The organism is Listeria welshimeri serovar 6b str. SLCC5334, assembly GCF_000060285.1.
Taxonomy (GTDB): domain Bacteria; phylum Bacillota; class Bacilli; order Lactobacillales; family Listeriaceae; genus Listeria; species Listeria welshimeri.
The window spans coordinates 2,785,538-2,806,268 of sequence record NC_008555.1 but is presented as its reverse complement, the minus strand read 5'-3'; the positions used below and the strand labels follow the sequence as shown (position 1 = coordinate 2,806,268).

Sequence of the window (20,731 nt, the reverse complement as noted above, 5' to 3'; positions counted from 1 at the left end):
TGGTCCCGACTGGTCTCGAACCAGCGACCCCCACCATGTCAAGGTGATACTCTCCCAACTGAGCTACAGGACCAAGTAAATTCAGAAAATAAGCTTAGGTGTTTATTTTCTGAATGGATTCACGTTCAATCATTTCGGTTTGGATAATGGTTGTTTTTGGTACGTTTTTGTCTTGGTGAATTAAGCGGAATAATAAGTTAGTCGCTTTCCTTCCAAGTTTGTTGATTGGAATATCTATGGAAGTGAGTGGTGGTGATAGAAATGCTGAAGCGACCTTATCATTATAGCCTATGATAGAAAAATCTGCAGGAATTTGCAAGTTTTTATCAGCTGCCATTTTATAGACGCTAAGAACTTTTAAATCATCTGTTGCAAAAACTGCTGTCGGTTTGTCATGTCCTTCCATCAGCCTCAATGCGGCTTTATAGCTATCTTCAATACTATAACCGCTATCAATAATCCAGTCACTTCGAAGGTCTAACTGGTGGTCAAACAAACAGCTACGAAAACCAGCGAGCCGATCGATTGAAACGTGGTAATCAAGTGGTGCATGAATACAAGCGATTTTTTTATGACCTTGAGTAATCAAATGTTTAGTTAAGGCATAACTGTCGCCAAAATTGTCTGTGTCAACAGAATAAATGTTTTTATAATGGCCTTCTACTTTTCCTGTAACAACAATAGGAATATTATATGGGTCTAATTGATGAAAAAAATCTTCGTCAGCTGGTGAACTGAGCATAATTATTCCTTTAATCATTTTTTCTTGAATTTTTGAAAGACATTTTTTCAGTTCGTCTTCGCTATTTTTAGCAGTTTGAAGAATCAAGTCAAAATTTTCCAACTCAGCTTGAGTGGAAATGGATTGAATTATTTCCGAAAAAAACGGATTTCCAGTTGTTGTTGTAGTAGAGCGATTGGAGATTACCATGATAGCATCAAACCCTGAAGAAGTGAGAGCACGTGCTAATTTGCTTGGTTGGTAGTTCAGTTCATCAATTGCTGCTAATACTTTTTTTCTGGATTCTTTAGAGATGTTAGCTTGATTATTTAGTACTCTAGATACCGTTGATTTTGAAACTCCCGCATGTTTTGCTATGTCATAAATAGTTGCTGCCAAGGTAATCTTCCTTTCTCTCTATCTTCTTGCCGGTATCGGTTCCGGTCATTAGCATCCATATTTATCTTACTCAATTTCCAAGTAAATGTCCAACTAGATGACGCTTACACTTGGAAACTAACTTCTATCAACGCATTAGGAAATTCACTTAAAATTGTGTTTGACAGAAAGCGCTTTCCATACTATAATTCTTTTTGTGGGAGCGCTCCCGGTTAGGAGGTAAATAAGGATGAATTTAAGAAAACGACTTTCGCGGTTATATGCCGAAGAGGTGGTAGAAAGTTTAGCCGCAAGAATCGAAGCACGGGTACAGCAAACGAAACAACGAAAGTTAGCGCGAAAAGATATGTGGGATGAGAAAGATATAGTTTTAATTACATATGGAGATCAATTTAAAGAAGAATCCCAAAAAACATTAACAACTTTTAAGAAAATGTATGATAGTTATTTAAAATCGACTTTTGAGGTAGTTCATTTCTTGCCTTTTTATCCTTATTCGTCGGATGATGGATTTTCCGTCATTGATTATAAGGCAGTGAATCCGGAGCTTGGGGATTGGGAAGATATTCAGGAAATGGAAAAGTCGGCGCGGTTGATGTTTGATTTTGTTTGTAATCATATGTCAGCAAAAAGTGAGTGGTTTAAGCGGTATTTAGCTGGTGATGAGGAATTTCGAAATTTCTTTGTGGAAATGAATCCTGACACGGACCTGAGCGCGGTGACAAGGCCGCGTGCAACACCTGTACTCACGCCTTTTCAATTTGATTCAGGAAAAGTAGGTCATATTTGGACAACATTCAGTGAGGATCAAATTGATTTAAACTTTGCCAGTTCAGAAGTTCTTTATAAGATGATTGATGTATTGATGTTTTATTTAGAAGAAGGCGCCGAATATGTGCGGCTCGACGCGGTTGGTTTTATGTGGAAAGTTCCCGGGACAAGTTCGATTCATTTAGAAGAGACACATGAAATCGTGAAATTATTTAGAGATTTAGTGGATATCGCAGCACCTGGGACAATTATTATTACTGAAACGAATGTGCCGCACGTGGATAATATTAGCTACTTTGGAAACGGTGAAAAAGAAGCGCATATGGTTTATCAGTTTCCACTTCCGCCACTCGTACTTCACGCGATACATCATGGGAATGCCGGGTTTTTAAGCAACTGGGCGCGAAATTTAGAATTACCAGAAGGAAAACGCACATTCTTTAATTTCCTTGCTTCACATGATGGAATTGGTTTAAACCCAGTGCGCGGAATTATCCCAGAAGCAGAAATTTTGGCTTTAGTGGATGATTTGGAAAAAGAAGGAGCACTCGTTTCGTATAAACAAAATCCAGATGGAACTAAAAGTCCTTACGAAATTAATGTGACTTATATGGATGCTTTAAGTGAGCGGGGAGATACGGACGATTTGAGACTGGCGAGATTCCTTGTAGCTCATGCCGTACTGATGTCTATTCCAGGAGTTCCAGCTGTTTATATTCAAAGTATTTTAGGAAGCAGAAATGATTATTTAGGAGTAGAAAAAACAGGGCACAATCGCTCTATTAATCGAAAAAAATACCACTTAGCAGAAATCACAGCTGAATTAGAACAGGCTGATTCCTTACGAAAAGGAACTTATGATGCGTTAACAAAATTAATTAGTACACGAAAAGCGGAATCACTTTTCCATCCAGAAATCCCGATGGAAGTTTTAGAATCTACGGCGGAATTGTTTGTTATTAAACGATCATCTGGCGCGGAATCGATTATATTGATTCACAATTTATCAGAACAAGAAGTGAGTTATTCACTAGACAGCGGTGTTTATACAAATCTTTATACGGGTTCCACTATAACTGGGAGCGATTCCATAAAGCTTAGTGGCTATGAATTCTGCTGGCTAAAAACCAAAAATTACAGGGAGGAACAAAAATGAAGAAAAAAAGTCTTATATTACTTGTTGTTGTGTTGGTTCTAAGTGCGGTATTAGCTGCATGTGGGGGAAAAGAGTCTGGTAGTAAGGAAGTAACGATTGAATTTATGCACTCATCCGTTGAAAAAGAACGTTTAGATGTTATTAAAAAACTAATTGCTGATTTTGAGAAGAAAAATCCGACAATCAAGGTCAAACAAATTCCAGTAGAAGAAGATGCTTTTAATACAAAAGTAGTAACACTTGCTCGTTCTGGTAAACTTCCAGCAACAATGGAAGTAAGCCAAGATTTTGCTAAAGTAATGGATAAAGATGAATTAATTGATCAAGAAGCAGTGAAAGACGTTATTGATTCAGTTGGAGCAGATAACTACTATGATGGAGCGAGAAACCTAGTTCGTTCTGAAGATGGTAAAAGCTATATTGCAGCACCATTAAGTGGTTGGATTCAAGGTATTTGGTACAACAAAAAAGCGTTAGCAGATGCTGGCTTTGAAGAACCAAAAAGCTGGGCTGAAGTAGAAAAAGTGGCAAAAAAATTCACTAATAAAGCAGATAAAAAATATGGTATTGCAATTCCAACAGCAGAAAGTACTATGAGCGAGCAAGCTTTCTCCCAATTCGCGCTTTCTAATAAAGCTAACGTTTTGGATGCAAAAGGAAATGTAACTATTGATACACCAGAAATGAAAGAAGCACTTCAATACTATAAAGATCTTTCCGCATATACAATGCCTGGTTCAAATGATGTAACAGAAATTAAAGATGCTTTTATGAATGGAACAGTACCGATGGCAATGTACTCAACGTATATTCTTCCATCTGTATATGAAGAAGGCGATCCCTCTAACATTGGTTTCGCAATTCCAGAAGAAAAAGAAAAAGCAGTTTATGGGACCGTTTCTGGTTTAACTATTTCAGCAGGCCTTGATGATGAACAAAAGAAAGCAACGAAAAAATTTGTTGAATACTTGTCACAACCAGAAAACATGGCGACTTGGGTATTAATGTCCCCGGGTGGCGCACAACCAGTCAATAAAGAAGTAGTAGAACAAAAAGCATACAAAGAAAATGAAGTAATTAAATCGTTTGGTGATCTTCCAAATGAAATTGCAGCATCTTTCAATGATATCCAAGTTTTCGGACTAGTTGATGGAAAAAACTATACAAAAATGGGAGATATCACAAGCTCAGGTATTATCGCACAAATGGTTAATAATGTAACTGTTGGCGATGGAGATGTTTCAGCAGACTTAAAAGCAGCACAGAAAAAAGCTGAAGAAGGTAAGTAATCAAATAGCGGGGAGCATGACTCCCCGCCATTTTTCACAGTTTGGTACGTCGCTTTTTGATTTAAGGAGGCATTATGAAAACAAAAGTATATAAAAGGTCTGACTTTAAGTTAGCAATGATTTTACTTGCACCGAGTTTTGTTTTACTTGCAACACTTGTTTTATATCCAATGATTTCTAATATCCAGATTAGTTTTTTAGATATGCCACTTAATCCGAATATTAAATCGGTCTTTGTTGGTTTACAAAATTATATAGATATTTTGAAGGATCCAGAATTTTATAAGTCATTAGGGCTTACGGTGGCTTATACAGCACTTGTTGTAGTTGGTAGCACGGGGATGGGGCTACTTGTGGCGATATTCTTTAATCGTGAATTTCGCTTTAGGAGAACGGCTCGGTCGCTTATTATTTTATCGTATGTAACACCATCTATTTCCCTTATTTTTGCATGGAAGTATATGTTTAATAATGGTTATGGCGTAATTAATTTTATGACTGTAGATGTACTTCATATGTTCAAAGAAGCGCCGTTATGGTTTGATAACCCAGTTTCTAGTTTCTTTTTAGTCACATTTTTTGCGATATGGCGGTATTTCCCGTATGCCTTTATTTCATTTTTGGCGATTTTGCAAACGGTCGATAAGTCGCTTTATGAGGCAGCTGATATGGACGGCGCGAACATTTGGGATAAATTCAAGATTGTTACTTTGCCAGCGATTATGCCGGTACTTGCAACAGTTATTACGCTTCGTGCGATTTGGATGTTCTATATGTTCACTGATGTATACTTACTCACGAATAAAGTAAATATCCTTGGAGTTTATTTATATAAAACAGCATTTGCATTCAATGATTTAGGAAAAGCAGCAGCGATTTCTGTCATATTATTTGTCATTATTTTTGTTGTTATTATTTTTGCAAGAAAGCGGGTGGATTTGAATGGCGGTAAGTAGTAAAAAGTCAAAAAGAACAAAGAAAATCGCGTTTTATGTAACGATGGTTGCGTTTTTATGTATCACATTGTTCCCTTTTGCGATTATGTTAATGACTTCGTTTAAGAGCACCAAAGAAGCCATTTCTACACATCCAACATTTTTCCCGAAAGATTTTACATTCCAGCATTATATCGATATTTTTAATCCAGATATTTTTCCATTCTTGACGTACTTTAAAAATAGCTTGATGGTTTCGATTTTTGCGGCAGGAATTGCAGTTGTTTTGGGGATTTTAGGCGCATATGCATTATCTAAATTACGTTTTAAAGGGCGAATGACGATTAATGCGAGTTTTTACACGGTTTATATGTTCTCCGGAATTTTATTAATTGTTCCATTGTTTAAAATAATTTCGAGTTTGGGGTTATACGATACAGAAACAGCTTTGATTATCACAATGGTCGTTCAAACACTACCAACAGCAGTATTTATGCTAAAAAGTTATTTTGACACGATTCCTTCTGATATTGAAGAAGCTGCAATGATGGATGGGTTGAATCGCTTCCAAATTATTTTAAGAATCATTGTTCCGCTAGCGATTTCAGGAATTGTTTCTGTGTTTGTATATTGCTTTATGGTAGCTTGGAATGATTATCTATTTGCTTCGATTTTCCTATCAAGCTCAGAGAAATTCACATTACCAATTGGCTTAAATACGCTATTTAGTACACCTGATTATATTTGGGGCAGAATGATGGCAGCATCACTTGTTACGGCACTTCCAGTTGTTATTATGTATGCAATTTCAGAACGATTCATCAAAGGAAACTTAACAGACGGTGGAGTTAAAGGATAAGAAAGGAAGTTATTTAACATGAAAAAATTAGTTGCAACAGCACCTCGTGTAGCAGAATTAGTAGAGTATAATGATCGTGAAGTTTTAGAAGATGAAGTAAAAATTAAAGTACAATTCGCTTCTCCAAAACATGGAACGGAAGTAGTCGATTTTAGAGGTATTAGTCCTTTTATTGATGAAGAATTTTCACCAGAATGGAATCTATTTGTTTCACGTGAAACAAATAGTGCGCGAGGTATTGTGTTTGGCGAGTTTCAGCTAGGGAACATGGTTGTTGGTGAAGTGATTGAGTGTGGGAATAAAGTGACTGAATATGAGCTTGGGGATGTTGTTTGTTCTTATGGACCCATTATGGAGACTGTCATTGTGAAAGCTGTCGATAATTATAAATTACGTAAATTGCCAAAAGGTGCTAATTGGAAAAATGCTGTTTGCTACGATCCGGCTCAATTTGCAATGAGTGGTGTGCGGGATGCTCATGTTCGAGCAGGTGACTACGTTGTTGTTGTTGGCCTTGGCGCGATTGGTCAAATTGCGATTCAATTAGCGAAAAAAGCCGGCGCAAGTGTTGTTATTGGGGTTGATCCACTTAGCCATCGCCGTGAGATTGCTGAAAAACATGGAGCAGATGCTACTTTTGATCCGATAAGTACAGATGTTGGTTTAGAAGTGAAACGTCTTACTGGTAAACTTGGTGCAGATTCTATCATTGAAACAAGTGGTAATGCGGCGGCGCTTCAAGCTGCACTACGCGGGATTGCTTATGGTGGAACAATTTCTTATGTAGCTTTCGCCAAGCCTTTCCCTGAAGGATTTAACCTTGGGCGAGAAGCTCATTTCAATAATGCGAAAATAGTCTTTTCACGTGCGGCTAGTGAGCCAAACCCTGATTATCCGCGCTGGGATCGCAAACGTATCGAGGAAACTTGTTGGGAACTACTGATGAATGGCTACTTAGATTGCTCGGATATCATTGATCCAGTTGTTCCATTCGCTGATTCGGCGGAGAGTTACATGAAATATGTCGACCAACAACCAGATTTAAGTATTAAAATGGGAATTACCCTTTAAGGAGCGATAATAATGAAATTAGGCACACAAAACCAAGCATTTTTCCCGGAAAATATAGAAGAAAAATTTGCTTATGTTAAAAAAATGGGCTTTGAAGGCTTTGAAATTGATGGTAAATTACTTGTTGAAAATTTGGATGAAGTAAAGAAAGCTATCAAAAAAACAGGATTACCGGTTAGTACTGCGTGCGGTGGTTATGATGGTTGGATTGGTGACTTCATTGAAGAGCGCAGACTGAACGGTTTAGAAGAAATCAAAGCGATTCTAGAAGCTTTAGCAGAAGTTGGCGGGCAAGGGATTGTTGTTCCAGCGGCTTGGGGGATGTTCACTTATCGTCTTCCACCAATGGTTTCACCGCGAAGTCAAGCTGGTGATTTCAAAGCAGTAAGTGAATCATTAATTTATTTGGATAAAATCGCTGGAGAAACGGGCACGAAAGTATATCTTGAGCCGCTTAACAGATATCAAGATCATATGATTAATTTACTGAGTGATGCGCAGAAATACATTGATGAAAACCACCTTAAAAATGTAGAAATTATTGCTGACTTTTATCATATGAATATTGAAGAAGATAGCATTCCAGCAGCACTTGAAACGTATAAAAATTCCATTGGTCATATTCATGTTGCAGATAATCATCGCTATCAGCCGGGAAGTGGAAGCCTTGATTTTAAAACGAGTTTTGATCAACTTAAAAAGAACGGTTATGACGGATTTTTAACTTTTGAATGTCGTGTTCGCAGTGAAAATCCAGAACAAGCTTATAAAGATGCTTTAGAATATTTAAAAAGCTGTTTAATTTAAAATAGAAAATCCGTCCCAATTAAAGCGGACGGATTTTTCTAAAAGGAGTTTCGGATATGAAGAAAAAAGTGGCAATTATAGGGGCTGGACAAGTCGCAGAAAAAGTCCATGCGGCATATTATAAAACACGAGATGAGCTGGAACTTGTGGCTGTTTGTGATCCAAGTATGGAACGCGGTGAAGAATTTCGTGTGAAAAATGGTTTCCATAAACATTATGCTACAGCGGAAGAAATGTTTGCTGTAGAAAAAATTGATATCGTTAGTATTTGTACGCCTAATCGCTTTCATTTTGATAATGTCATGTTGTCACTCGGGCATGGTGCTGCGGTTATGTGTGAAAAACCACCCGCAATGAGTGCCTCGGAAGCAAAAGCAATGTGGGAACTGGCTGATGAGAAAAAGGTGATTTTGGCATATGATTTTCACCATCGTTTTTCCAGTGAAGCTCAGTTCTTAAAACAAAATGTGGCACTTTTAGGTGAGATTTATTGTGTGAAAGCAACTGCGCTTCGACGTTCTGGTGTACCAGGTTGGGGAACATTTACGAATAAAGAAATGCAGGGCGGCGGTCCGCTAATTGATATGGGAATTCATATGCTCGACGCGGCGATGTTTGTCCTTGGTTTCCCAAAAGTAAAGAAAGTAACAGCAAAAAGTTTTCAAAAAATCGGTACAAAGAAAAGCATGGGCACATTTGGTTCATGGGATCCGACTAAATACACTGTAGAAGATTCTCTATTTGGTTTTATTGAACTGGAAAACGGTGGATTGATCGAACTAGATACTTCTTTTGCGTTACATATTAAGCCAGAAAACATGCTAAATGTTGATTTTTTTGGTGATTTAGCAGGAGGAAGTTTATATCCAGCTGAAATTTATACAGATAACGCAGGAGAATTCGAGTTGTTAGCTAACAAGGAAGAACCTGATGAAAATAAACACGAAAACAGCATGAAAGCCTTTGTTGATAGCGTTCTTGGTGAAGGAGAAGTAGAGCTAGCGGGTGCAGAACAAGGTTATAGAATACAAAAAATTGTTGAAAGTTTATACGAATCGGCAGAAAAAGGTGAGAGTGTTTCTTTATGAGGAAAATAATCGAGAAGGAATTTGCATTAAACTATTTGAATAAATACGGTAGCCAAATGACTGTGGGAAATGGCTATTTGGGTGTGCGAGGTGCTCTAGAAGAAGAATATCCTGAGCAAGTTCGTGGTATGTATGTGGCGGGAATTTACAATCGACCGAGTGGTTCGACAAGTTCAGAACTCGTTAATTTGCCTGATGTGACGCGGTTCCAAGTGATGCTTGATGATGAAGTTTTTTCAATGCAAGCGGGGAAAGTTCACGCTTATGAACGTTACTTAGATATGAATACAGGTGAGCTAATTCGAAAAATCACTTGGGAGAGCAGCAATGGAAAACATTATCAACTAAACTTTTACCGATTTGCTTCAAAAGTTGCGAAACACATGATTGCGGCCAAAGTAGAAATAACACCTTTGAGTGAGAACACGAGAGTGAAAGTGAAAACTGGTATTGACGCGCAACAAACCAATTTTGGAACGCAGCAATTGGCGGAATCTAGTCTACGAATTTTCGACGAGAAGCTAATGGTTGGAGAATACGAGACGATTGAAAGTAAACAACGCATTACGGTAGCAACCAAAGTGAGTGAAAAAGGGATTTTTACTGCGAAGAACAGACAATTAATGACGGACGTCGAACAAAAAGTAACTGCTAATCAAACGTTTACTCTAGAGAAAATAAGTCTAGTTAAAACATCTCTTGATGAAGTCGATACCGAATTTCCAAATACAACTTATGCAGAACTAAAATTAACTTCGGAAGCTGCTTGGCAAGATTTCTGGGCGCATGCGAGTGTTCGCGTCGAGAGCACGAACGATTTCGACCAGTTCGCGCTAGATTTTGCATGCTATCATTTGGAAATTATGACCCCAAAAAATGATTTTCGCTGTAGTGTTGGTGCAAAAGGACTTACAGGGGAAGGTTACAAAGGACACGTTTTCTGGGATACAGAAATTTTTATTATGCCATTTTTTCTTTATAATCAGCCGGAAATTGCTAAACAACTGCTACAATATCGTTATCTTCATTTGAAAGAAGCCAAAGAAAAAGCACTTAAGAACGGTTATAAAGGGGCACTTTATCCGTGGGAGAGTGCGTTTACTGGTGAAGAAGAAACGCCAGAATTTGCTGCAATTAACATTCGAACTGGAACACGTCAAAAGGTGGCTTCTGCAATTTCAGAGCACCATTTAGTGGCAGACATTGCATATGCAGTTTGTGAATATGAAGTTGCAACAAGTGATGCGCAATTTATGGTAGAGTATGGCGCGGAACTGCTTCTTGAAACAGCTGAGTTTTGGATAAGTCGTGCTACTAGTCGTAATGGTCGACTGGAAATCCTTGATGTGATTGGGCCGGATGAATACACAGAGCATATTGATAATAATACTTACACCAATTACATGGCACACTACAATGTGAAAAAGGCATTGGAATGGAACAAAGAGAATACAGATTTCGAAGCGCGTGCAAAAATATTCTTAGAAAATCTATACTTACCAGTCGCAAATGAATCTGGCTTAATTCCGCAAGATGATACTTTCTTACAAAAAGATTGGATAAACTTAGATAAATATAAAGCAGCACAAGGAACACAAGGAATTTTACTCGATTATTCGCGTCAAGAAGTGAACGAATTGCAAATTTTAAAGCAAGCTGATCTAGTAATGCTATTTTATTTATTTCCTAAAATGTTTAAGGCGGAGATGGTTAAGGAAAATCTGCGCTATTATGAAGAACGAACGATTCATGATTCTTCTTTAAGCAAAGCAATCCATGCTATTGTAGAAAATCGAGTTGGAAATCGCGAACAGGCCTATCAATTTTTCCAAGAAGCTTGTTTGATTGACCTTGGAAGTGAACCTCATTCATCAGATGACGGGCTTCATGCAGCATCACTTGGGGCCATTTGGCTAGCGGTGGTTTTTGGATTTGCTGGAATGGACACTAGTGGAGAATTACTTGAAATCACGCCAAATTTACCGAATAAGTGGAAATCTATTGCGTTTGAATTTGTTTGGAAAGGTGAACAAATCACAGTGAAGATGATGCCAAACACGTTACAACTTTCAAAAAGCACAAAAACCGTGCTAGAATTAAATATCTACGGAGAAAAACAACAACTAACTGATATATTAACCATCAACTTGGAACGGAAGGATGAGTCTTTATGAAAATTGTCATTGCACCTGATTCATTCAAAGAAAGTTTGACGGCGCATGAGGTGGCAGAGTATATTAAAGAGGGCTTTCAAGAAATTTATCCAGATGCAGATTATCATTTACTCCCTGTTGGCGATGGGGGCGAAGGTACACTCGAGGTTTTAAGTAAAGCTTTGGATGCGAAAACGACACAAACCACAGTTTCTGGCCCATTTGGCGACCCTGTTTTAGCAAAAGTTGCTTTTACAGAAGGAAATGAAACAGCGCTGATTGAAATGGCAGAGGTTTGTGGTTTGCATTTAGTCCCTGGGAGCGAACGCAACCCACTTCAAGTAAGCACCAAAGGAGTGGGCGAACTAATTTTGCATGCGATGAAAAAAGGGGCAACCGAAATTATTGTTGGCATTGGTGGAAGCGCTTCAAATGATGGCGGAATCGGCATGGCTAGTGCGCTTGGTTATGAATTTCTAGACGCAGAAAATAACATCATTAATCCTATTGGAGCAAATTTAGAGCATATCGCAACTATTCGCTCCGAAAATGTACCTGCTGAACTAAAAAATATCGTGATAAATATAGTAACGGATGTCGAAAATCCACTTTGCGGAAAAGATGGGGCATCGTATGTATTTGGTCCGCAAAAAGGGTTAGCAACAACTGATTTAGCAAGTGCAGATGAGGCCATGCGCCATTTTTATCAATTAGCAAATCCAGCAATGATTACAACACCACGAGCTGGAGCGGGGGGCGGAATTGGAGCAGGGCTAGCCACATTTGCAAAAGCCAACTTGTTATCAGGAATTGACTTTGTAATTGATGCACTAGAAATTAAAGCCGTATGCAGAGATGCTGATTTAGTCATCGTTGGTGAAGGGAAAATGGACGGGCAAACGGCTCAAGGAAAAGCACCAGTAGGAGTTGCGAAAGAAGTGCCAGCTGAAATCCCAGTTTTTGCAATATGTGGAAGTGTAGGAGAAGGCCTTGAAGCAGTTTATGAGGCCGGAATTAGCGCGGTATTCCCCTCTATTGCCAAACCAGCAACTTTAGAAAAAATACTTAAAGAAACCCCAAATAATTTAAGAAGAACCGCGCGAAATGTTGCGGCAGTTTGGAAAGGAAGAGTAGAATGACAACAGCATTAAAAGGAGTAGTATTCGATTTAGATGGTGTCATCACAGATACAGCGCATTATCATTACTTAGCATGGAAAAAAACAGCGGAGAATATCGGAATTGAATTTGATGAAGCATTTAATGAAAATTTAAAAGGAGTGAGTAGAATTGACTCCCTGCTTCTTATTTTAAAGAAAGATGGTCGTGAAAATGACTTTACTGAAGAACAAATTGAAACACTTGCGGCAGAAAAAAATGAATTCTATGTAAGCTTACTTCAGGAAATTACGCCAGCAGACGTTTTGCCTGGAATTAAAGAACTTATTGTAGACTTAAAAAAACAAAATTTAAAATGTGCTATAGCTTCTGTTTCAAAAAATGCTCGTAAGGTTTTAAATGCTTTAGAAATGGAGCAAGCGTTTGATTATATTGTTGATGCAGCAAAAATCACTAAATCTAAACCTGATCCAGAAATTTTTGTGGAAGCATGTCGTGGTTTGGGTCTTGAGACAGCAGAAGTAGTTGGAATTGAAGATGCTCAAGCCGGAATTGAAGCAATCAATGCAGCTGGAATTGTAAGTGTAGGTGTTGGTTCCGGACTTCGTGATGCCGATATGACAGTGAAAAATACCGGTTTGCTAGATTTACGTATTTTAGAGATATTACATAGCAAATAAATGTTTCACGTGAAACAAAAGTGTCAAAAAACGAACAAAAAATAAGATATATTGCTATTCTAAAACCCTTTACTTGACCACGATACAACTTTGGAATATTCTGAATGTGAGGTGGATATGTATGGCGATTATTTTTGCAAAAGAAGACAACTTGGAAGAGATTATTAGTAGCCATCCTAAAATATTACTTAATTTTTGGGCAGAATGGTGTGCACCGTGCCGCTGTTTTTGGCCAACACTGGAGCAATTTTCTGAGATGGAAGAAGGTAATGTACAAGTTGTGAAAATTAATGTAGATAAACAACGCGCATTAGCTCAGAAGTTTGATGTAAAAGGTATACCTAATTCGCTTGTTCTTGTTGATGGAGAAATTAAAGGTGCTATTGCTGGTATAGTTAGTTGTGATGAACTCAGAAGCAGATTCAAAAGTTTAGCAAAATAAAAATTCCGCGAAACCATTTAATGGTCGCGGAATTTTTTGTTTCACGTGAAACATTTTTATTTGAAAACGCGGAAACGATCAGCGTCATCAATGAATTCTTTTTCGCCAGCTTCTTGTACGATATTACCAAATGGCATTTGAGCGCGTAAATTCCAGCTTGCAGGGATATTCCATTCAGCTTTAACAGCATCATCAATTAGTGGGTTATAATGTTGAAGAGATGCACCGATTCCAGCGTTTGCAAGAGCAACCCATACGGAATGTTGTGCTATACCTGAAGATTGTTCAGACCATATAGGGAAGTTATCAGCGTATAATGCAAAATTTTCTTGCAAGCCTTCGATAACAGCATTATCTTCAAAGAAAAGAACTGTTCCGTATCCAGCGCGGAAAGAACCAACTTTTTCTTCAGTAGCTGCAAAATTTTCAGCAGGTACGATAGCGCGTAATGTATCCACTACGATATTCCACAGTTTATCATGGTTTTCTCCTAAAAGAATAACTGCACGAGAACTTTGTGAGTTGAAAGATGATGGGCTATATTTAACAGCGTCTTTAATAAGTTCTTCAATTTTGGAATCCTCTACAGAAACGTTTTTATCTAGTGCATAAATGGAACGACGAACTTTAATAGAATCTAAAAATGTATTAGTCATAATAATAAAACTCCTTTTTTAATGTTATTTACTTACATAAGTATAGCAACTATTAATTAATTTGCAAGTGTTTTTGTCGGAAAAGAAAAATGTAAGCGCTAAACCATCTCAGGCTCATGAGAAAAAAACTTTTCGTGTAAAATGCTTGCTTTTCAGAACGTTTGTTCGTATAATATAATTAAGAGGTGATAACTATGGTTACGGCAATTCAGAAAGAGCAAGTGCGAATAGAGAAGAATGCTGCTTTTTTAACGGGTCGGCCAGAAGTGGATTATTTAGAACGCGAGAGCTTCTTTATCACACTAAAAGACGCCATGAAGCGAGAATGGGTCGTTCGTTTAAAATATTTTCAAGAAGCAGAGATTTCTTCTTTACGTTTAGCACCATTTGAATATCCTTCCGCATTCCTTGGACTTGGAGAGATTGAAAAACAAGATTTAGTACCCCTAGAAATAGATATGCTAACAGAAGAAGTTATTTTTAAGGATATTGTCGGACATGAGTATGTAATGGAATTTAGAGATATTATAGATGTGGAATTATTATAGAAGCAGTCGTTTATTCGGCTGCTTTTTCTTGTTAAAAAGAGAATGAAGATGTATAATAGTTGTCATGACAATTATTGTTGCAACAATGGAAAAGAGGTTGAAAATGCGCGGCTATTATGATGAAATATCTTTTGAAGTAAATACAACAGCGAAGAAAATGCACTTATTTTTGCTACGCTCCATTGCAAGTTATGATGTAACTCCTGAGCAGTGGTCTATTTTGGAAGGAATTGAAGCAAATGAACCAATTTCTCAAAAAGAGATTGCGCTATGGACAAAAAAGGATACACCAACAGTGAATCGGATTGTAGATGTTTTGCTTAGAAAAGAGCTTATTGTACGGAAGGTTAGCACGGAAGACAGACGTATTTCACTTTTATCATTAACTGAAAAAGGTAGAAAAGAAACCAATGCGTTAAGAGATATTGTGGAAGAAAGTTGTGAAAAAATGTTTGAGGGAATAGCGAAAGCGGATGTGGAACAATTCACAGCCATTTTGAAGAGCATTTCTACTAATATAGAGTAAAGAGGGGTAAATTTTGGAAAACAAGACAAGACTTTGGACGAAGGACTATATATTTTTATTAATAGGAAGTGTACTTTTATATATTGGATTTATGGTGTTTATGCCAACGTTACCGGCCAGAATTATTGAGCTTGGTGGAACTCAGATGGAAGCAAGTCTAGCAGTAGGTCTATTTTCAATTGTAGCGCTACTTATGCGAGCGATTGCTGGAAGTTGGAATGATAAATTTGGACCTAAAGTGCTGATTATCGTTGGATTTTTAATTTTAATTTTAACGACTGTCAATTTTTATTGGTCAACAGCAGTTGCAGCTTTACTTATATTGCGACTTTTTCACGGAGCTGGTTGGGGAATTGGTACAACATCCATTGCAACAGGAGTTTCTAAATTAGTTCCCCCGAGCAGAACCGGTGAGGGAATTGGCTTTTATGGGCTTACGACTGCGCTTGGAATGTCACTGGCGCCGATTATCGCTATTTTAATTATGAATTATTTTTCTTTTGATGTATTAGTGACGTTTTCGCTTGTTTTGATGGTATTTATCCTAATCTTGATGACACAGGTGAAAATTCCAAAATCAGAAAAAGTCGTACAACAAAAAATGAAGCTATTTGAGAAAACGGCTTTACTTCCGGCTGGATTGTGTTTATTGATGGCAATTCCGCTTGGGGGTATTCAGACGTTTATGATGGTATATGGAACGGAACTTGGTATTTCGACAACGTGGGTATATTTTATTGGGCAAGCAATTATGGTGCTTGTAAGTCGTTTGTTTGCTGGACGATTGTATGATACGAAAGGACATCGTTTTGTCATTATTCCCGGGGCATTAGCAATGATAGTAGGAATCTTGATTCTTTCTTTTGCAACTGGTGCAATTAGTCTGTTTGTAGCCTCACTATTTTTTGGATTAGGTTATGGAATGTCCCAACCTGCACTTCAGGCACTAGCTATTGACCGGGCGGCTCCTCACAACAAAGGAACAGCAAACGGTACATTTCTATCTGGCATGGACATTGGGATGGCAGTAGGGAGTTTTGGTCTAAGCATTGTGGCGACCTACTATAATTACGCCATTATGTACCGCACAGCAATAATAGCGCTGGTCGTATTTTTTGTTGTATATTGGTTTACTTTAGGGCGGAAATTGAAAATTAGCTAACATCTCTTGTGAAGCTAATTTCAAATTTTATAAGTGTGAGAATTGCTTTAAATAGCGGATTCTCACGCTTTTTTAATGTCAGAATGTTTAAACATCACATTTATTTGGAGATTTAGTATAAATTTTCTGAAAAACAGCTCTCTTTCTGCTATAATATACAAAAGTACAAAAGGCAGTGTTTACTTTTAAGCGCTGAAAAATCCGAATATTGTGTGGAATATCACAGATTCGTTTTTTTATTTCTTAAGAACAGAACTTCGAAAAGCATAAGTGTAACGAGGAAGGCTCATATCTGATCAGTAAGTATCTATTACTGGTGAAAATTTTTTGTAAGTAATTGGGGAAATTTGATGACAGGAGAGATGTTGAGTGGAACGTATTTATAATTTTTCGGCAGGTCCGGCAGTTTTACCAGTACCGGTACTTGAAAAGGTTCAAAGGGAGCTACTCTCTTATAATGGTTCGGGAATGTCAGTAATGGAGCTGAGTCACAGGTCAGAATTATTTCAAAACATACTAGACGATGCGGAAAGTTTAATCCGAGAATTGATGGAGATTCCAGAAAATTACAAAGTACTATTTTTGCAAGGTGGCGCGAGTTTGCAATTTGATATGGTGCCGATGAATCTTGCAAATGGCAAAAAAGCAGTGTATGTAAATACGGGATCTTGGGCAAAGAAAGCAATTTCAGAAGCTAAAAAAATTCAAGGTGTTGAGGTAGAAGTCATTGCCTCATCAGAAGACCGCAATTTCAGCTATATTCCTGAAATTCCTGCAGTTTCGAGTGATGCGGCCTACTTACATGTAACAACAAATAATACAATCGAAGGAACAGCAATGTTTGATGTACCAAATTCAACTGTCCCAATTGTTGCAGATATGTCTTCTAATATTTTATCAAGTGTTTATGATGTGGAAAAATTCGGCTTAATTTATGCGGGAGCACAAAAGAATATTGGTCCTGCTGGGTTAACGCTTGTCATCGTGCGTGAAGATTTAATCGGGCAAGTAGAGGGACTTCCTTCTATGTTAGATTTTAAAGTACAGGCCGAAAATGGTTCCATGTACAACACGCCACCGACTTTCGCTATTTATGTAGCAAAATTAGTGTTCGAATGGATTAAAGAGCATGGTGGGGTTGCTGGGATTGAAGCGTTAAATCGCAAAAAAGCAGCATTATTATATGATTATATTGATCAATCGGATTTCTTTTCTTCACCGGTCGAACCTTCTGCAAGATCCCTCACGAATATTCCTTTTGTGACGAATTCTGCAGAGTTTGATAAAGCTTTTGTAAAAGAAGCTGAAGCAAATGGTTTTAAAAACTTGAAAGGACATCGCTCCGTGGGCGGTATGCGAGCAAGTCTTTACAATGCATTTCCAGTGGAAGGAGTAGAAGCACTAATCGCCTTTATGGAAAAATTTGCAAATGCAAGAAAAGGGGGAGAAGTACGTGTTTAATATCCAAACGTTTAATGCTATCGCTAAAGAAGGCTTAAAGACATTTGATCTTGAAAAATATGTGATTGATGCGAACCAGCCAGCAGACGGGATTTTACTACGGAGTTATAACTTACACGATTTTGACTTTCCAGAAACAGTGAAAGCAGTTGCTAGAGCTGGCGCAGGAGTTAATAATATCCCAGTAGAAAATTGTTCTGAAAAAGGTATTGTTGTGTTCAACACGCCTGGTGCGAATGCTAATGCTGTAAAGGAACTGGTTCTTGCTAGTTTATTCGTTTCGGCGCGTCCAATTTTGGAAGGTACGGAATGGGTGAAAGAACTACCGGCCGAAGATGATGTAGAACAAAAAGTCGAAGCAGGTAAGAAAGCATTTGCTGGAACAGAACTTGCGGGCAAAAAACTTGGGATTATTGGTTTAGGTGCGATTGGTGCCTTAGTGGCAAATGATGCTTTATCGCTTGGCATGGATGTGGTTGGTTACGATCCATTTGTTTCCGTAGACACTGCTTGGAGAATTTCTAAAGAAGTGGAACGCGCAATGACGATAGAAGAAGTTTTAGCAACATGTGATTATTTGACGGTCCATGTACCTTTAACAGATAAAACACGCGGCATGTTCAATACAGAAACGCTTCAATTATTGAAAGATAATGCAGTCTTACTGAATTTTTCACGTGGAGAACTAGTAGATGCTACTTCGATGAAAGAAGCTTTAGATGATGGACTTTTACGATTATATATTACAGATTTTGCGACTAAAGAATTACTAAATCATAAAAAAGTGCATGTATTTCCTCATTTAGGCGCATCAACGGAAGAAGCCGAAACAAACTGTGCCAAAATGGCTGCAAAAGAAATACAATCTTATCTTGAAACAGGTAGTATCAAAAATGCGGTTAATTATCCGAACGTTGAAATGCCATATAATGGTCATCCACGAATTGGTATTTGCCATAAAAACATTCCTAATATGGTTGGACAAATTACGACAGAACTCGGTAAATATTCCTTAAATATATTAGACATGACAAACCGTAGTAAAAATGAATATGCCTACACTTTAATTGATATTGATAAGGAAACGCAAGCTAATTTGGAACAACTAAAACATGATTTGTTAGCTGTTCAAGGAGTACTGCGTGTTCGAGTTATTGAGCCCTTAGGTGTGACAGTTTAAAATTATTACCCGGGAAATAATGAGAGCATGAAACTTTATGGTAATTGCCAGATGAGTTCATGCTCTTTTACTAAAAAGGAGGATAACAATGGTAAATATACGTCCATTTAAAGCGATTCGTCCCATTAAAAATTTAGCGAAAAAAGTGGCTTCATTGCCATATGATGTACTTAATTCAGAAGAGGCGCGCGAACTTGGTGAAGTCAATAAGTATTCTTTTTTACATATCGATAAGGCGGAAATTGATTTGGATCCGAAAATTTCTCCTTATGACCCAGCTGTTTATCAAAAAGCGGCTGATAATTTAGAGCAATTTGAGCTGGATGGTTGGCTTGGAAGAGAAGCGAATCCAGCATTTTATATTTATCAATTGACGATGAATGGCCGTCCGCAAACGGGGCTGGTTGTATGTACGTCGATTGATGATTATACGAATGGGAAAATTAAAAAGCATGAGCTAACACGAGAAGAGAAAGAGTTAGACCGGATTCGTCATGTAGATGCTTGCGATGCTAATACAAGTCCGATTTTCTTAACTTATCGCGGAAAAGAAGCAATTAACACACTTGTAGAGTCTTGGGTAAATGAAAATGAGCCTGAATATGACTTTGAGAGCTTCCATGGGGTTCAACATAAAGTTTGGGCAATTACAGACACATATATTTTGGAAGACTTGTCAGCGGCATTCTCGGAGGTCAAAGCGTTATATATAGCAGACGGGCACCATCGAACAGAATCTGCTGTAAAAGTTGGCTTAAAACGCCGTGAAGAATTTCCTGATGCAGGTCCAGAAGCAGAATTTAATTTCTTTTTATCGGTTGTTTTTCCTGAAGAGCAACTAGAAATCCTTGATTATAATCGTGTAGTGAATGTGCCAATTGAAGCTGATTTTCTAAGTAAAGTGGCAACAAGTTTTGATGTGGAAAAGGTTGGCAAAGAAGCATTTAAACCAGAGAAGCAAAAGCAAGTTGGGATGTACTTAGACGGAAATTGGTATAAACTGACAGCGAAAAGTGAAGTGATTCCAAATGATGTGATCGGACAGCTGGATGTTTCCGTTTTACAATCGCAAATTTTAACGCCAATTTTTGGGATTAAAGATATTCGTCGCGACAATCGCATTGATTTTGTAGGTGGAATACGTGGTTTAGAGGAGCTTGAGCGTCTGGTTGATAACGGCAGTCACTCGGTCGCGTTTGCAATGTACCCGCCAACAATGGACGATTTACTGAGCGTTGCGGATGCTGCGGAAATCATGCCACCAAAATCGACTTGGTTTGAACCAAAATTATTAAGCGGTTTGTTCGTTCATGATTTAGAAAGTAAATAATTTCATCTGGAGGAACTACACATAATGAAAAAAATTAGTTATTATTATTCATCAGAAAACGAATCAGAGATAAACTTAGAAATATGGAAATCGCTACAATCCCACAATGAAGCCGCACGAAAACTCCATTTTGATTGGACAGGGATAGTGTATGAAATTCAGCTGAAAGAGGTCGGAAAAGTAGATTTACCTGAGCTAGTGAAGGTCTTGCTAGACAAGAAGGGGATGAAAGCTTTGCCGATTTTAGTTGTAAATGAGGAAGTTTATAAGTATGGTGAGTTCTCTGTCGCTTACGCTGTCGAGGAATTATTAGATGTAGGGGTTTCAATTCAAATAGAAGAGTAATTAAAAGAGGCAAACAGCTATATGTTGTTTGCCT

20 protein-coding genes and 1 tRNA gene are annotated in these 20,731 nt (G+C 37.9%); 18 read left to right on the top strand and 3 right to left on the bottom strand.

The window, feature by feature from the left end:
* Together LWE_RS14185 and LWE_RS14180 are read right to left on the bottom strand one after the other, a co-directional pair.
* Positions 1-73, bottom strand: a tRNA-Val gene (locus LWE_RS14185).
* A gap of 21 nt (positions 74-94) precedes the next feature.
* Positions 95-1,120 carry a LacI family DNA-binding transcriptional regulator gene (locus LWE_RS14180; protein WP_011703460.1) on the bottom strand — a complete coding sequence of 342 codons (1,026 nt, stop codon included), beginning with the start codon at positions 1,118-1,120 and terminating at the stop codon, positions 95-97.
* A gap of 229 nt (positions 1,121-1,349) precedes the next feature.
* Between LWE_RS14180 and LWE_RS14175 the strand changes: the two genes are divergently transcribed.
* From LWE_RS14175 to LWE_RS14125, 11 genes are all read left to right on the top strand, one after another.
* Positions 1,350-3,047: an alpha-amylase family glycosyl hydrolase gene (locus LWE_RS14175; protein WP_011703459.1), complete on the top strand. Its 1,698-nt coding sequence runs from the start codon at positions 1,350-1,352 to the stop codon at positions 3,045-3,047.
* Positions 3,044-4,336, top strand: a complete 1,293-nt coding sequence (locus tag LWE_RS14170) for an ABC transporter substrate-binding protein (RefSeq protein ID WP_011703458.1) — start codon at positions 3,044-3,046, stop codon at positions 4,334-4,336. Before LWE_RS14175 ends, LWE_RS14170 begins: the two co-directional genes overlap by 4 nt.
* Positions 4,337-4,410: 74 nt before the next feature.
* Positions 4,411-5,292 carry a carbohydrate ABC transporter permease gene (locus LWE_RS14165; protein WP_011703457.1) on the top strand — a complete coding sequence of 294 codons (882 nt, stop codon included), beginning with the start codon at positions 4,411-4,413 and terminating at the stop codon, positions 5,290-5,292.
* Positions 5,279-6,130 carry a carbohydrate ABC transporter permease gene (locus LWE_RS14160; RefSeq protein WP_011703456.1) on the top strand — a complete coding sequence of 284 codons (852 nt, stop codon included), beginning with the start codon at positions 5,279-5,281 and terminating at the stop codon, positions 6,128-6,130. Before LWE_RS14165 ends, LWE_RS14160 begins: the two co-directional genes overlap by 14 nt.
* 18 nt (positions 6,131-6,148) lie before the next feature.
* Positions 6,149-7,201 carry a zinc-dependent alcohol dehydrogenase gene (locus LWE_RS14155; protein ID WP_011703455.1) on the top strand — a complete coding sequence of 351 codons (1,053 nt, stop codon included), beginning with the start codon at positions 6,149-6,151 and terminating at the stop codon, positions 7,199-7,201.
* A gap of 12 nt (positions 7,202-7,213) precedes the next feature.
* Positions 7,214-8,008 carry a sugar phosphate isomerase/epimerase family protein gene (locus LWE_RS14150; RefSeq protein ID WP_011703454.1) on the top strand — a complete coding sequence of 265 codons (795 nt, stop codon included), beginning with the start codon at positions 7,214-7,216 and terminating at the stop codon, positions 8,006-8,008.
* 56 nt (positions 8,009-8,064) lie between these two features.
* Complete coding sequence (locus LWE_RS14145; protein ID WP_011703453.1) at positions 8,065-9,096, top strand: Gfo/Idh/MocA family protein; 1,032 nt, start codon at positions 8,065-8,067, stop codon at positions 9,094-9,096.
* On the top strand, positions 9,093-11,270 hold the full coding sequence (locus LWE_RS14140) for a glycoside hydrolase family 65 protein (protein WP_011703452.1): 2,178 nt from the start codon (positions 9,093-9,095) through the stop codon (positions 11,268-11,270). The genes LWE_RS14145 and LWE_RS14140 overlap by 4 nt, the downstream gene beginning before the upstream one ends.
* Entirely contained in the window at positions 11,267-12,388 is a 1,122-nt protein-coding gene (locus tag LWE_RS14135) for a glycerate kinase (protein WP_011703451.1), read from the top strand. Before LWE_RS14140 ends, LWE_RS14135 begins: the two co-directional genes overlap by 4 nt.
* Positions 12,385-13,047 (top strand): beta-phosphoglucomutase, encoded by a 663-nt coding sequence (pgmB, locus tag LWE_RS14130; RefSeq protein ID WP_011703450.1) that lies wholly within the window; start codon positions 12,385-12,387, stop codon positions 13,045-13,047. The genes LWE_RS14135 and pgmB overlap by 4 nt, the downstream gene beginning before the upstream one ends.
* A 121-nt stretch (positions 13,048-13,168) precedes the next feature.
* Complete coding sequence (locus LWE_RS14125) at positions 13,169-13,489, top strand: thioredoxin family protein (RefSeq protein WP_011703449.1); 321 nt, start codon at positions 13,169-13,171, stop codon at positions 13,487-13,489.
* Positions 13,490-13,545: 56 nt separating this feature from the next.
* Here LWE_RS14125 and LWE_RS14120 read toward each other — a convergent pair whose 3' ends face one another.
* Positions 13,546-14,145, bottom strand: coding sequence for a nitroreductase family protein (locus tag LWE_RS14120; RefSeq protein ID WP_011703448.1), 600 nt, complete (start codon positions 14,143-14,145; stop codon positions 13,546-13,548).
* 194 nt (positions 14,146-14,339) lie between these two features.
* On the opposite strand from LWE_RS14120, the gene LWE_RS14115 reads away from it, so the two are divergent.
* The 7 genes from LWE_RS14115 (at position 14,340) to LWE_RS14085 (ending at position 20,697) form a co-directional block, all read left to right on the top strand.
* Positions 14,340-14,693, top strand: coding sequence for a hypothetical protein (locus LWE_RS14115; RefSeq protein ID WP_011703447.1), 354 nt, complete (start codon positions 14,340-14,342; stop codon positions 14,691-14,693).
* Between the two features lie 103 nt (positions 14,694-14,796).
* Positions 14,797-15,219: a MarR family winged helix-turn-helix transcriptional regulator gene (locus LWE_RS14110; protein ID WP_011703446.1), complete on the top strand. Its 423-nt coding sequence runs from the start codon at positions 14,797-14,799 to the stop codon at positions 15,217-15,219.
* Between the two features lie 13 nt (positions 15,220-15,232).
* Positions 15,233-16,381 carry a lmo2826 family MFS transporter gene (locus tag LWE_RS14105; RefSeq protein WP_011703445.1) on the top strand — a complete coding sequence of 383 codons (1,149 nt, stop codon included), beginning with the start codon at positions 15,233-15,235 and terminating at the stop codon, positions 16,379-16,381.
* Between the two features lie 369 nt (positions 16,382-16,750).
* The gene (gene serC / locus LWE_RS14100; RefSeq protein WP_011703444.1) at positions 16,751-17,842 is read left to right on the top strand and encodes a 3-phosphoserine/phosphohydroxythreonine transaminase; all 1,092 of its coding nucleotides are present in this window, start codon (positions 16,751-16,753) and stop codon (positions 17,840-17,842) included.
* Positions 17,835-19,022 carry a phosphoglycerate dehydrogenase gene (locus LWE_RS14095; RefSeq protein WP_011703443.1) on the top strand — a complete coding sequence of 396 codons (1,188 nt, stop codon included), beginning with the start codon at positions 17,835-17,837 and terminating at the stop codon, positions 19,020-19,022. Before serC ends, LWE_RS14095 begins: the two co-directional genes overlap by 8 nt.
* 88 nt (positions 19,023-19,110) lie before the next feature.
* Complete coding sequence (locus tag LWE_RS14090) at positions 19,111-20,352, top strand: DUF1015 domain-containing protein (protein WP_011703442.1); 1,242 nt, start codon at positions 19,111-19,113, stop codon at positions 20,350-20,352.
* 24 nt (positions 20,353-20,376) lie between these two features.
* Complete coding sequence (locus LWE_RS14085) at positions 20,377-20,697, top strand: hypothetical protein (RefSeq protein ID WP_011703441.1); 321 nt, start codon at positions 20,377-20,379, stop codon at positions 20,695-20,697.
* The last annotated feature ends 34 nt before the right edge of the window (positions 20,698-20,731 follow it).